The organism is Pseudomonas sp. Sample_11, from assembly GCF_004307505.1.
GTDB lineage: Bacteria > Pseudomonadota > Gammaproteobacteria > Pseudomonadales > Pseudomonadaceae > Aquipseudomonas > Aquipseudomonas atacamensis.
The window spans coordinates 95,326-108,007 of sequence record NZ_RCOD01000096.1; the positions used below are offsets into that span (position 1 = coordinate 95,326).

Annotated in this window: 9 protein-coding genes; 1 reads left to right on the plus strand and 8 read right to left on the minus strand. The window is 57.1% G+C overall.

Annotated features, from left to right (window positions below; all coding sequences use genetic code 11):
- Positions 1-92 precede the first annotated feature (92 nt).
- The 3 genes from nhaB to D8U60_RS25190 all read right to left on the minus strand — a co-directional run bounded on the left by nhaB (position 93) and on the right by D8U60_RS25190 (position 3,504).
- Positions 93-1,595 carry a sodium/proton antiporter NhaB gene (gene nhaB, locus D8U60_RS25180; RefSeq protein ID WP_122698317.1) on the minus strand — a complete coding sequence of 501 codons (1,503 nt, stop codon included), beginning with the start codon at positions 1,593-1,595 and terminating at the stop codon, positions 93-95.
- Between the two features lie 88 nt (positions 1,596-1,683).
- The gene (locus D8U60_RS25185; RefSeq protein ID WP_130901197.1) at positions 1,684-2,973 is read right to left on the minus strand and encodes a hypothetical protein; all 1,290 of its coding nucleotides are present in this window, start codon (positions 2,971-2,973) and stop codon (positions 1,684-1,686) included.
- Between the two features lie 264 nt (positions 2,974-3,237).
- A complete protein-coding gene (locus tag D8U60_RS25190; RefSeq protein WP_016774677.1) occupies positions 3,238-3,504 on the minus strand; it encodes a hypothetical protein in 267 nt (88 codons plus the stop codon).
- A gap of 537 nt (positions 3,505-4,041) precedes the next feature.
- Between D8U60_RS25190 and D8U60_RS25195 the strand changes: the two genes are divergently transcribed.
- Positions 4,042-5,367 carry a sigma-54 dependent transcriptional regulator gene (locus tag D8U60_RS25195; protein WP_016774678.1) on the plus strand — a complete coding sequence of 442 codons (1,326 nt, stop codon included), beginning with the start codon at positions 4,042-4,044 and terminating at the stop codon, positions 5,365-5,367.
- 36 nt (positions 5,368-5,403) lie between these two features.
- Here the strand turns inward: D8U60_RS25195 and D8U60_RS25200 are convergent, their stop codons facing one another.
- The 5 genes from D8U60_RS25200 to D8U60_RS25220 form a co-directional block, all read right to left on the minus strand.
- Positions 5,404-6,984 (minus strand): hypothetical protein, encoded by a 1,581-nt coding sequence (locus D8U60_RS25200; RefSeq protein ID WP_130901198.1) that lies wholly within the window; start codon positions 6,982-6,984, stop codon positions 5,404-5,406.
- Positions 6,985-7,347: 363 nt separating this feature from the next.
- Positions 7,348-9,561 carry a hypothetical protein gene (locus D8U60_RS25205; protein ID WP_130901199.1) on the minus strand — a complete coding sequence of 738 codons (2,214 nt, stop codon included), beginning with the start codon at positions 9,559-9,561 and terminating at the stop codon, positions 7,348-7,350.
- A 229-nt stretch (positions 9,562-9,790) separates the two neighbouring features.
- Positions 9,791-11,104 (minus strand): hypothetical protein, encoded by a 1,314-nt coding sequence (locus D8U60_RS25210; protein WP_125916227.1) that lies wholly within the window; start codon positions 11,102-11,104, stop codon positions 9,791-9,793.
- A gap of 45 nt (positions 11,105-11,149) precedes the next feature.
- Positions 11,150-11,896, minus strand: a complete 747-nt coding sequence (locus D8U60_RS25215; RefSeq protein WP_130887298.1) for a hypothetical protein — start codon at positions 11,894-11,896, stop codon at positions 11,150-11,152.
- Positions 11,897-11,939: 43 nt separating this feature from the next.
- Positions 11,940-12,620, minus strand: a complete 681-nt coding sequence (locus tag D8U60_RS25220) for a C39 family peptidase (RefSeq protein ID WP_073474518.1) — start codon at positions 12,618-12,620, stop codon at positions 11,940-11,942.
- Positions 12,621-12,682: the final 62 nt, after the last annotated feature.

Sequence of the window (12,682 nt, forward strand, 5' to 3'; positions counted from 1 at the left end):
TTCCCACGCTCTGCGTGGGAATGCAGCCCGGGACGCTCTGCGTCCCAATCAAAAGATCGCAGCCTTCGGCAGCTCCTACACATCGCTAGTCGTTATAGCCAATAGCTCACCGCATACCAGCCCAACAAACCCATCACCACGGTATACGGCACCGCCATCCACACCATGCGCCCGTACGACAACCGCACCAGCGGTGCAATCGCCGAGGTCAGCAGGAACAGAAACGCTGCCTGACCATTCGGTGTCGCCACACTCGGCAGGTTGGTGCCGGTGTTGATCGCAATCGCCAAGGTTTCGAAGTGCTCGCGAGTCATGTGCCCGGCAAGAAAAGCCTGTTTCACCTCAGTGATGTAAATGGTCGCGACAAACACGTTGTCGCTGATCGCCGAGAGCAGACCATTGGCGATGAACAACATCCCCGGCTGTTGATCCATCGGCAACGCCAAGACCCACTCGATCAGCGGGACGAACAGATGCTGATCGTGAATGACCGCCACCACGGCAAAAAACACCACCAGCAGCGCGGTAAACGGCATGGCGTCCTTGAACGCGCTGCCCAGGCGATGCTCGTCGGTGATGCCGGTAAACGCAGTGATCAACACAATCACCATCAAACCGATCAGGCCGACTTCAGCCAGGTGAAACGCCAGGCAACCAATCAGAATCAGCGCCGCCGCGCCTTGCACCAGCAGCGCCGCCGTCTGACGAGGCGTACGTTTGGCGTTGTCCTCGGCAGCGTAGTTGGCCAACACAGCGCGGACGTTGTCCGGCAGCAGCGTGCCGTATCCGAACCAGCGCAGCTTCTCCAGCAGCACGCAAGTAACCAGACCCGCGACCAGTACCGGCAGCGACACCGGGGCTACCTTCTGGAAGAACTCGCCGAAATGCCAGCCCATCTCATGGCCGATCAACAGGTTCTGCGGCTCACCGACCAAAGTGCAGACGCCACCGAGCGCCGTGCCGACCGCGCCGTGCATCAACAGGCTGCGCAGGAAAGCGCGGAATTGATTCAAGTCCTCATGGTGTCGCGACGGTAAATGCTGATCGTCACCGAATTCGCTGTCCTTGCGTGGATCATTGCCCGACGCGACCCGGTGATACACCGAGTAAAACCCGACAGCCGCACTGATGATCACCGCCGTCACGGTCAACGCATCAAGAAATGCCGAAAGAAATGCCGACAGGAAGCAGAACATCAGCGCCAGAATCGCTTTCGAGCGCACGCCCAACAGCAGCCGCGAGAAGAGAAACAGCAGCAGATCTTTCATGAAGTAGATGCCGGCAACCATGAACATCAGCAGCAGGATCACCGGAAAGTTGTGCAGTAACTCATCGTACAGCGCTTGCGGCGTGGTCATCTTCAACAGCAACGCTTCAATCAACAGCAGGCCGCCGGGCATCAACGGATAACACTTGAGCGCCATGGCCAGGGTGAAGATGAATTCGATCACCAGCAACCAGCCTGCGGCGACCGGGCCGATGGTGAACAGCACCACGGCATTGAGAATGAGAAAACCGACGATGGTCGCCTTGTACCAGCGTGGCGATTGCCCGAGGAAGTTGTGCGCGAACGCCTGGGCGATTGAACCGGACATCGGCTGCTCCTTTTATTTAGAAGCGCGAAAGTTGCCGGATGTTTCAAGGAAGATCAAGTCGCCGATAACCTCGATCCTGTTGAATGCTCTAGGGATTCAGATAACGCGCAACCATTGCCCGGTAGTTGCCATCCAGTGAATAGCCCCCCACCACGATAGCCCCGTCAGTTTGTACGGCCAGAGAATTGGCTGTATCGAGGCTTCGCCCCAGTCGCGTGCGCAACCAACCGTGGCCCTGGCCGAACGCTGGATCGAGACTGCCGTCAGCTTGATAACGGGCGACCATGAAGTCGGCTTCAACCCCGCCGATGGTCGCGCCCACGGCAACGATGCGGCCGTCGCTCATCAACCGGGCGGCGTTCCATTGGCAGCCGCTGGGACCGATGTCCACCACCTGTGGTTGGCCATGATGACAGTGCAGGTCCGGGCGACCGTTGGCGTGCAGGACAAACGTCAGGCAGCGGATTGGATCGCGGCTGCTGCCGAAGCAGTAGAGCCTGTCGGCGGACTCGATGATCTGGCTGACCTGCGCGCTGTTGCCGTGGGCCCTGAACGCCATGAAACCGTCCACGGCAAAACGCTCGTCCAGACGCCCATCGGACTGGTAAACCGCCAGCAGCCCTTGCTGCGGAAAGTCGATGGAACCTGCGACGACAATTCGCCCATCCGCCTTCAACAGCAGGGTGCTCAGCCAGGTGTTGAGCAGCAAGTGGCGAACCATGACAAATCCGCGCCCGTTGAACGATTCGTCGAGGCTTCCATCAGAACAGAGGCGAATCAGCATCCCGGCGTGGTCGGCGAGGCTGAAATGATGGTTGGCGATCAGCAGAATGCGACCGTCTTCCTGCACCGCGAAGTCACAGGCTTCAACACCTGGCACACCCGGCGGCAGCCAGTTGTCGCGGGTGCCCATTGACAGCTCGCCGGGCAGGCGCACGATCTGGAAGCCGTCATCACCGAAAGTTCGATCTGGCCTGCCGTCGGCATCGAACAGGGCGAAGGCGGGGAGGGTGCGATGGGTGTCTTCATAATGCAGGCCGGCCAGCAGAATCTTGCCGTCAGCTAGCACCTGAACCTTGCCGGCCTTGGCTTCGAATCCTTCGACGAAACTGCCGATCACGCTGCCCTGAATACCGAACGACAAATCCGCCGAACCATCACCCAGCAGCCGTGCCAGGCCAAAACGACTTCCCTTCGGCGTACCGACCTTGGCGGCGACCAGAATCCGACCCTGCGCATCGAGCGCGACATGTTGCGTCTGGCTGGACAGGCTACCGGCAAAGTACACCTGCGCAACACCGCCGATGGCGAAGGTCGAGTCGAGCGAACCGGGGTTGTTCCATACCGTGGGCAGCGCATAAGTGTTCAGGGTCGACATGCACGCGTCTCCTTGCGAGTAGCCGATATCCCAGTGATTGGGAGGCTGACTGCACGAGCGAAACATTCAATCCCTGAACCGCGAGAAGTACAACTGGACGAATCAACAGAACGACGGTCGCACTGTGCCAGAACAGTGTCTTGTTGAACCAGTCGCAAGCGAGCCAAGCAATTTGGATGAAACAGCGCGGTAAGTACCGTGCTTATTCGACTTCGCATACAACAAAGGCGGGTGACTTTAACGTCATCCGCCTTTGTTCGATTATCAGTGTGGCATCGACCACGATTGCAACTTGTGGCCGTCTTCGCTCAGCTCGGCGCGGGCCTGTTGCAGCAGTTGTTCGAGTTGCGCCGGGTCAGAGTAGGCGCTGCTCGGGATCTGTTTGCGACCGATGTGTGAGTTGGTGCGGTCGACGACGGTCAGGCTCAGTTCGCCATTGCCGTCTTGTGGCGCCCAGGCCACGCACTGGAAAGGCTTGAAGGCGTGGTTGGCAATCAGAAGAGCTTCGTTGATACGCAGCGGGGCAGTCATGGGGTCTTCTCTCTATTGGCGCCCAATCAAGTGATGTGCCGTCGGTTGGGCTTACCGTGCGGCTGGTTACTTGTACTGATGCACGCAACCGGGGGGCGGGTCACAAGTGAAACAAAGAAATTTCAGGTTCTTTACATAACGTAAGTTTGTTTTGTTAATCCTGAACATGTCCGGACACCGCGCTGAATTCACCCCTCATCGGAACGCCGCCCGCCCAGCCCTCTCCCCGAGGAGAGGGAGCGGATTTGTGGGCTTTTCAAACTCGAGTTCGGCTTGGTCTTTCAGATCGGCGTACCCCGCGCAAATACCTCGGTCAGTTCCCTCTCCCTTGGGAGAGGGCTAGGGTGAGGGGCCGCTCTTTGACTCGCCGCAAATAGTCGATAGCTAACTAACAACCAACTTTCTTATAACTCTTTTGATACCCGCCCTATAAGCAATCGGTACAAGCACCCGTCAAAATCTTGCTAGTGTTACAACCGGGTCTGCCAAATGACTGTTTTTTCGATCATTTATCAAATTTGGCGCCAAGGAACAGTCATGAGCGAAGCGCCTGCGTCGAGACGTTTACTGGTGGTCGATCCGTGTGACGACTGCCATCGCCTGTTGCCTGGATTGCGCGCCGTCGGTTGGGATGTCGACAGCTGTAATCTGGAGAACGCCGCATCCCGCGCCTGTGACGTCGGCCTGCTGCGCTTGCAGCCTTACCACCTGGAACGTCCAGAAGCGGTCAAAGAGCTGATTAGCCGCAGCGGCACCGAATGGATTGCCGTGCTCAATCAGGAAGTCCTGCGTTTACAGAACGTCGGTGACTTCGTTTGTGAATGGTTCTTCGACTTCCACACCTTGCCCTTCGATGTCTCCCGCGTACAAGTCACACTCGGCCGCGCCTTCGGCATGGCGCGCCTGCGCGGGCAGGGCACGATTCATGTCGATCAGCCAGAGCACGAACTGCTCGGCGACAGCAAACCGATCCGCGAACTGCGCAAACTGTTGAGCAAACTGGCCCCGACCGAATCGCCCGTGCTGATTCGCGGCGAAAGCGGCACCGGCAAAGAGCTGGTCGCGCGCACCCTGCACCGACAATCCCAGCGTCACAACAAACCGTTTGTAGCGATCAACTGCGGGGCGATCCCAGAGCATTTGATTCAGTCCGAATTGTTCGGCCACGAGAAAGGCGCGTTCACCGGCGCACACCAGCGCAAGGTCGGACGCATCGAAGCGGCGAATGGCGGTACGTTGTTTCTCGACGAAATCGGCGACTTGCCGCTGGAATTGCAGGCCAACCTGTTGCGCTTTCTGCAGGAAAAGCACATCGAGCGGGTAGGCGGCAGTCAGCCGATCCCGGTGGACGTTCGCGTTCTGGCCGCAACCCACGTTGACCTGGAAGCGGCAATCGAGAAGAAGCGTTTTCGCGAAGACCTGTATTACCGGCTCAATGTCCTGCAAGTGGTCACCGCACCGCTACGCGAGCGCCATGGCGATCTGTCGATGCTGGCCAACCATTTTTCGCACTTCTACAGCCACGAAACCGGGCGCCGGCCACGCAGCTTCAGCGAAGATGCATTGATTGCCATGGGCAAGCATGACTGGCCGGGCAATGTGCGCGAGCTGGCGAACCGGGTACGGCGGGGGCTGGTGCTGGCGGAGGGACGGCAGATCGAGGCAAGGGATTTAGGGTTGATCAGCCAACACTCGATCGCCACGCCGATGGGTACGCTGGAGGATTACAAGACCAGGGCGGAACGGCAGGCGTTGTGTGATGTGTTGAATCGGCATAGTGATAATTTGAGTGTGGCCGCGAAAGTTCTAGGGGTTTCACGGCCTACTTTTTATCGGTTGTTGCATAAGCATCAGATTAGGTGAGTGCGGCCACCTCCCGCCAATCCCTAGTTAGGATGCTTAGTCATATATTTTCAGCCTAAGGTTTTTTATGAATAAAATTTGGGAGGTTTTCCCATAAAGAATCAACATAAGTGTATTCGGTGTAGAGGACGACTCCGAGCGAAAGCGGACTATCATTGGTTGCCATGACCCACTAGCAGGCAAATCGAAATATTCTCTTGTATTGTTATGAGCAAGAAAACACGTTGTCGGAGCTGCGGATCTAAAGTCGAAACTGAACTCAAGTTGAGTGCCCGTTTGGATGCCTTGGAAGCACTTGGAAAGGGCAATGCCGTGCGTGGTCCCAGATATAGATCTTGTTTCCAAGAAATATTCGCTCGAAGAGAAAACAATATTTGATAGCCAGTTGTCAGATGATTGTGCCCAATGATTCCAATTGTAATTGTCAAACGTAGTCAAATCATCCACGAATCCCTCGGTCTTCAGCATCTCCACGCTCGACTGCAGCAACTCACCAATCATCAGCGTCACACTCTGCACTGGCGTCGGCTGTCCATCGACAATCAGGCTGTATATCAGCTCCACACTGCGCTGCAGATTTGCCCCGGTGACGGAGAAATCAATGTCGAATTGCACTTTCGACTGTCCCGCCACCGGCTTTTGCTGGGGAGGTACTGAGCCGGCGCCGGGTGTGCCGGCGATTTCCAGTTTTACCTCGTGATTTGCGCCAAACGCGGCGGTGTCAAACACCACGGTGAATCCATTCTGATGCCGGTTCGGGTCAAGTTTGTAATCCGGCGCCTCGACAACCGTGGGCGGCTTCAACTGACTGACTTCGCCAGTGATTGGAACAACAACGTCATTGGACGGACGTGCAGGTACGTTGGCGCGGAGTAACTTGTAGTTGGTCGTGGCCGAGCCATTGACCATGGCCCTGATCGAGGCATTGGCCAGCTTGAAATCGAAGTGCCCAGGCACGGCGCCGACCGTGTGTACCAACGATCCTATCGTGACAGGTACTCCCTCAGGTGTCTGGCCGGTACACCTTAGCTCGACTTCGTCTCCGATCTGGAAATCCGACGGGGTGAAATACACCCGCGCATCGGCGTCGCTCGTGCCCAGTACCTTCAGGTCGATGGTGGTGACGTTCTGGTTGTTGACCCAGATTGTTGCCGCCGGCAAGCGGCTGATGGTCAGGGGATCAGGGCTCAGCGTGTGGAGCAGGCCGGAATGGCCGTCCTCGCTGTCGCGATCCAGGCCGCCTGGCCGTGTGAGCTGGACCCACATACGCAACACCGGCTCGGAGCTCACTGGCTCCTGACCCAAGCGTTTCACCGTGTAAAAGACGAGTGCTGCGCCATTGGTGACCTGAGCCCTGGGGATTTTGAATTCCAGCCGTTTATTCAGATTGTTTTCATCGACCGGTATCGTTCCGACAATGACGCCGTCATAAGACATTTGGCATTCGTCTTTCAGTGCCATACCTATCCACGGATCTACGAAAACCCGCATATCGTCCTTGACGGTATCCAGCGATATGCCTCCGTGATAGTTCTCCGGCGTCTGCAAGTCGACCTTACCCTGTATGAAGGGAGGGCTCAGGGCAAGAATGCGGTTTTCATCCAGCGGCTGGCTCATGGCAGTGCTCCGTTATGGGCCCGGTTGCAAGGTGCCAGGCGCTGGAGTCATGAAAGCGGATTTGTGGGCAGGGCGCACCTGTCAGATCTGACAGGTGCGGGGGTGTTTCCGATGAGTGGTCGATTTTTGGACTGGCGATAATAACCGTGAAGATGAAAAGTTCGCCACTCCATTAGCTCTAGGGAGGATCACAAATACCCGGGTGAAGCGGCAGGCGTACGTGATGGGTTGAATCGGCATAGCAATAATTTGAGTGTGTTTGCGAAGTCCTGGGAGTGTCGCGGCCTACTTTTTACAAGTCAATGCATAAGCCTGATATTAGATGAGCGCCGCAATCCCCGCTAATTGAAATTAAAGTGCTCTTCACGTTTTTTTCAGTCTCAGGTTTTTTATAGAGAAACTCTGTGTAGGGTTTTCCAGGTACAAAAGCAGCATGAGTGTCCTCGGCGTGGACGCCGCCGCCGAGCGAAAGGGGACTTTAACTGATTGCCATGATTCGCTAGCAGGCAAGTCGTGATTCGTTCTAACATTATTTTGAGCAAAAAAAGCTCTCATCGACGTTGCGGTCCGGAATTCGTAACTGAACTCAAGCTGTGTGCCCGTCTCGATATCTTGATAACTCTTGCAGAGAAAAACTCCGAATTTGTAGGTCTGCTCAAATATCGCTTCCAAAAAGTACTCGTTCGAAGAAAGAACGATATTGGATAGCATGTAAGTCGTAGATTGGGCCCAATGATTCCAGTTGTAGTTATCAAACGTTGTCAAATCATCCAACCCCGCTTTCACCCCATAGCTCCTCACTTGACACGCAACCGCCTCACTCTCAACCGCCCCCTCATACAACCCAACCTTCAACACAACAACCAACCTCGAATCCGCCTTACACCCCCGCAACCACTCCACCTCAGCCAGATAACTCAGCCCCACTTCCTGATCATGCGCTGCCCCCACAAACTGCTGCTTGACCCGCTCCCCACCCCCTGCAAACGTCTCCACATACTCCAACCAAATCGGACAACCGGCGCACTGGAACGGCCAAGCCTCACACAAAACCTTAGTGTCATCCTTGATCAACCCAACATCCAGCACTTCACCATCAAACCCCTCGATCTTCGGCATCGGCATGCTCGACTGCAGCAACTCACCAATCACCAGCGTCACACTCTGCACCGGCGTCGGCTGTCCATTAACGATCAGGCTGTATATCAGCTCCACACTGCGCTGCAGATTTGCCCCGGTGACGGAGAAATCAATGTCGAATTGCACTTTCGACTGTCCCGCCACCGGCTTTTGCTGGGGAGGTACTGAGCCGGCGCCGGGTGTGCCGGCGATTTCCAGTTTTACCTCGTGATTTGCGCCAAACGCGGCGGTGTCAAACACCACGGTGAATCCATTCTGATGCCGGTTCGGGTCAAGTTTGTAATCCGGCGCCTCGACAACCGTGGGCGGCTTCAACTGACTGACTTCGCCAGTGATTGGAACAACAACGTCATTGGACGGACGTGCAGGTACGTTGGCGCGGAGTAACTTGTAGTTGGTCGTGGCCGAGCCATTGACCATGGCCCTGATCGAGGCATTGGCCAGCTTGAAATCGAAGTGCCCAGGCACGGCGCCGACCGTGTGTACCAACGATCCTATCGTGACAGGTACTCCCTCAGGTGTCTGGCCGGTACACCTTAGCTCGACTTCGTCTCCGATCTGGAAATCCGACGGGGTGAAATACACCCGCGCATCGGCGTCGCTCGTGCCCAGTACCTTCAGGTCGATGGTGGTGACGTTCTGGTTGTTGACCCAGATTGTTGCCGCCGGCAAGCGGCTGATGCTCAGGTCCACATTGACATAGGTGACTTTCGACCACGGCGCCTCTGGAACCGGGAAATTATTAACCCGGTCGAAGACCTGATAGCGCACTTCGATGTTTCTGCCGTTGCCTTGGTCTCTGATGACTTTTTCGGTGAAGGTGACGATGATCGGATTGTTGACCGGATCTTCGATCTGCTCTCTGGTGACCGGGTAGTACGTCACCACCTGATCTCCCCAACCACAACGAATGGTGTCGAAGACGGCGATGTTTTCATAAGGGACGATGAGCATGCGGATTTCCCGCCGGGCCATTTCCGCATCCACGCCTTGAGACGGATCAGGGCTCAGCGTGTAGAGCAGGCCGGAATGGCCGTCCTCGCTGTCGCGATCCAGGCCGCCTGGCCGTGTGAGCTGGACCCACATACGCAACACCGGCTCGGAGCTCACTGGCTCCTGACCCAAGCGTTTCACCGTGTAAAAGACGAGTGCTGCGCCATTGGTGACCTGAGCCCTGGGGATTTTGAATTCCAGCCGTTTATTCAGATTGTTTTCATCGACCGGTATCGTTCCGACAATGACGCCGTCATAAGACATTTGGCATTCGTCTTTCAGTGCCATACCTATCCACGGATCTACGAAAACCCGCATATCGTCCTTGACGGTATCCAGCGATATGCCTCCGTGATAGTTCTCCGGCGTCTGCAAGTCGACCTTACCCTGTATGAAGGGAGGGCTCAGGGCAAGAATGCGGTTTTCATCCAGCGGCTGGCTCATGGCAGTGCTCCGTTATGGGCCCGGTTGCAAGGTGCCAGGCGCTGGAGTCATGAAAGCGGATTTGAGGGCAGGGCGCACCTGTAAGATCTGACAGGTGCGGACGTGTTTCCGATGAGTGGTCACGAGCAAGAGCCTGAGAATCAAAAGATCGCAGCCTTCGGCGCCTCCTGCGGGGATTACTCGAATCCACATGCAGGAGCCGCCGAAGGCTGCGATCTTTTGCTTTTGCTTAGAAGTAATACGGGAATTTCAGACTGAACGAAAAGTCCGGCGCATCATCCGTCATACCAATCGACAAGTTTGGCACGATCGTCAGGTTGTCGGTGGCCGCAATGGTCATGCCGACGTTGAAGTAACCGGCGTTGGCATCACTGGACACCACCGATTCCCAGTCGCCGCCGTCTTGTTTCAGCTTGCTCTTGCGTTGCACCAGGTCGGAGACCGAGAACGACATACTCATCTTCTCGTTAAGCGCGAAGGCGATACCGGCGCCGATCTGGAAGCTGTCGCCGATGCGCACTTTGCCCGGGTTTTTCTGGTTGACGGTGGAACTGATGTCGTCAAACGACTCCTCGAGGTTGTGGGTGTAGGAGAGGCTGCCGAACAGCACCGCCGGGTCGAACGTCTTGACCAGCGAGATGCCCGGCGTGATCGACCAGACGCCGTTGCCGGTGGGCAGGGTGTCGGGGACGAACAGGTTGGAGTTGGCGTCGGTCTGGCGCAGTTTGATGCCGAACGGGTCTTTGCCGGTCGGCGCCTTGACGCGCAAGGTGACGACGGCGTCCGGGGTGTTGACCGACTCGTCGAGGAACTTGTAGGCGATACCGAAGTTGACGTCGCCAATGGTTGGATCCTTGGTTACGGTTTCTTCTGTTGTTACGCCAGCCGCGCCCTCGTTGCCGCCGCCGGATTGATACGTCGACTCGCGATAGATCACCGGCACGTTCAGGTCGAACTGCCAGCGATTGTCGAAGTTGTAGCGGCCGGTGAGGTCCAGGGTCCAGGTGTCGGCCTTGATCCGGTCGAGGTTGATGTTGCCCAGGAAGATCGAATCCAGCGCAAGGAACCCGTTGAGGATCAACTGACGGGTGTCGTAGCGCGAATAGGTCAGGCCGGTTTCCACGCTGAACTTGCCGCCGCCAAAGAAACCACTGGCTTCGTCATACAGATTGGAAACGCTCTGTGCCGGTTGTGAATCATCGGCCAGTGATTGACCGTAGGATGCGCCACTGCCCCCGGCAGCGCCTCCCGATGCAGCGGCCGCACCGGTGCCTGTGGCGGCTCCGGCGACGCGATTGCCTTTCATGTCGGACGGCGATTTGGCCAGCCGTTTTGGCGGTGGGGCGGCGGGTGTTTCTTCTACCTGGCGGACCCGTTGTTCAAGTACCGCCAGCGCTTGTTGTTGTTGTTCGTATCGTTGTCTCAGTTCCAGAAGTTCCCGTTTCAGGGCTTCTACATCGGCGTCGGGTGCTGCTTGCAGCATTGCCGCCGGGAGAAGGGTACTCAAACACACTGCAGCACGCAGTGATACTGATCGATACATGAATAAGCCGTCCCTTTAAGCCCAATGATCGAGACTCAGCGTAGTTCAATATCCGATATTGCGTAGGGCCCCGAGTTGGGTCAGGTTGCAATCCAGTGCACCGGCGCTTCTGCCGTTATTGTTAAGTACGACGTTGAGCTGTGTAAGGTTGTTGACCACGTTGGCACTGCCCAGCAAACGGGTGTTTTGCAGCAGCCCGCCCTGGGCGACCTGTTGCAGCGCCGTGCCTTGATTGCCGCTGGCCTGAATGGCCATTTGCACGCCACCGCCATTGGCCGAAACCGCGACACTGCCGGCGCCGTTGCTGCCGCTGATGGTCTGCCCGGCGATGAGCGCCTGGCCCTGCGATGGCACCAGTGCCGGGGCCTGGCTGGCTTCGCTGACGTTGATCGCGACGTTGTTGCTGGCGGTGTTGCCATCGCCGGCGGCGCGTACGCTTTGCGTCACACCCTGGCTGCTATTGAGGCCGGCACCACCGATGACAGTGCCGGTGCCTGATGCGAGAGCGCTGCCATTGCCCGACTCCTTGATGGTCGAGACATAGAATTCCGGTTTGACGGTTGCGGCCTGGATCTGCATCGAGGTCGCGGCCCCGATCAAGTCGCCGCTGGCGTTGCGCCAGGTGCTGCTCATGACAATGCCGAAGCTGATGATCCGCCCCGGCATGACGTAACGACCGCGCAGCTCGGCGAGCTCCTGGTCCTTGATTTCGATGGGTTTGAATCCGGCATGGGCTAAACCTGACGCACTCGCTGCCAGGCAGGCGGCGGCCAGCCAGTATGAGCTTTTCATCTGCTGCTCCCGGGACATCCAGTCCCATTCTCTAACTCGGCGATTAAAAGAAGTCGCTCTGAATGAACCCGAAATCCATCAATTCCGCATCTTTGACCGGGTTGAAACTGTCCAGCGAGTTCTTCGCCGTCAGCGGCACGGGAGGGCTGCGCAAGGCGTTGGCCTTGTCGTAACCGGGGCCGACGATGGCAAAGACAATGCCGTTCCAACCTTTGACAAAGTCGTCGTGCTTGTAGCGCTTGTGGCCAAGAACCGGGTCACCGATGTAAACCCAATCTTTGTCCGAACGCTGCAGGACGACGAAGTGCTTGTAGCCACGAATGTCCATCAGAACCACCACCGGAATGGTCACCGCTTCGAGTTTCTCGGGCGGGATCCGGTAGCCACGGGCACGCATGCCGATGCTCTCTACGTAGCGCTTCATGTCGAGCATGGAGAAACCCTGGGTTCGCACCAGGTCCTGGTCAGCGTTGACCAGCATGCCTTTGATGATGTGCTCCTCATCGACGTCGAGCCAATAGGCCTGGCGCAGAACCGTTGCCAGTGCAGCAGCGCCGCAGCTGAAATCGGTTTTCTGTTCGACGATGTCGGCAAACTTGCGCTCACGAATGCTTTGCACGTCCTTGTAGACCAGCACGCCACCCGGCAGGGCAGCGATCGGCATCTGGGCTGCCTGAGTCAGGCCGCACAGACAAAGCAGAGCGAGGAGGGCAGGAGTCCGCATGATCGAATACGCCTTGTGGAACCTGGGAAAAAAGCCCCGTTGCCGGGGCTTTCGTTTCGATC

Bases quoted from the DNA above. Each gene is read 5' to 3' on its own strand.
- nhaB (WP_122698317.1), bottom strand. From the start codon at position 1,595: ATGTCCGGTTCAATCGCCCAGGCGTTCGCGCACAACTTCCTCGGGCAA.
- D8U60_RS25185 (WP_130901197.1), bottom strand. From the start codon at position 2,973: ATGTCGACCCTGAACACTTATGCGCTGCCCACGGTATGGAACAACCCC.
- D8U60_RS25190 (WP_016774677.1), bottom strand. From the start codon at position 3,504: ATGACTGCCCCGCTGCGTATCAACGAAGCTCTTCTGATTGCCAACCAC.
- D8U60_RS25195 (WP_016774678.1), top strand. From the start codon at position 4,042: ATGAGCGAAGCGCCTGCGTCGAGACGTTTACTGGTGGTCGATCCGTGT.
- D8U60_RS25200 (WP_130901198.1), bottom strand. From the start codon at position 6,984: ATGAGCCAGCCGCTGGATGAAAACCGCATTCTTGCCCTGAGCCCTCCC.
- D8U60_RS25205 (WP_130901199.1), bottom strand. From the start codon at position 9,561: ATGAGCCAGCCGCTGGATGAAAACCGCATTCTTGCCCTGAGCCCTCCC.
- D8U60_RS25210 (WP_125916227.1), bottom strand. From the start codon at position 11,104: ATGTATCGATCAGTATCACTGCGTGCTGCAGTGTGTTTGAGTACCCTT.
- D8U60_RS25215 (WP_130887298.1), bottom strand. From the start codon at position 11,896: ATGAAAAGCTCATACTGGCTGGCCGCCGCCTGCCTGGCAGCGAGTGCG.
- D8U60_RS25220 (WP_073474518.1), bottom strand. From the start codon at position 12,620: ATGCGGACTCCTGCCCTCCTCGCTCTGCTTTGTCTGTGCGGCCTGACT.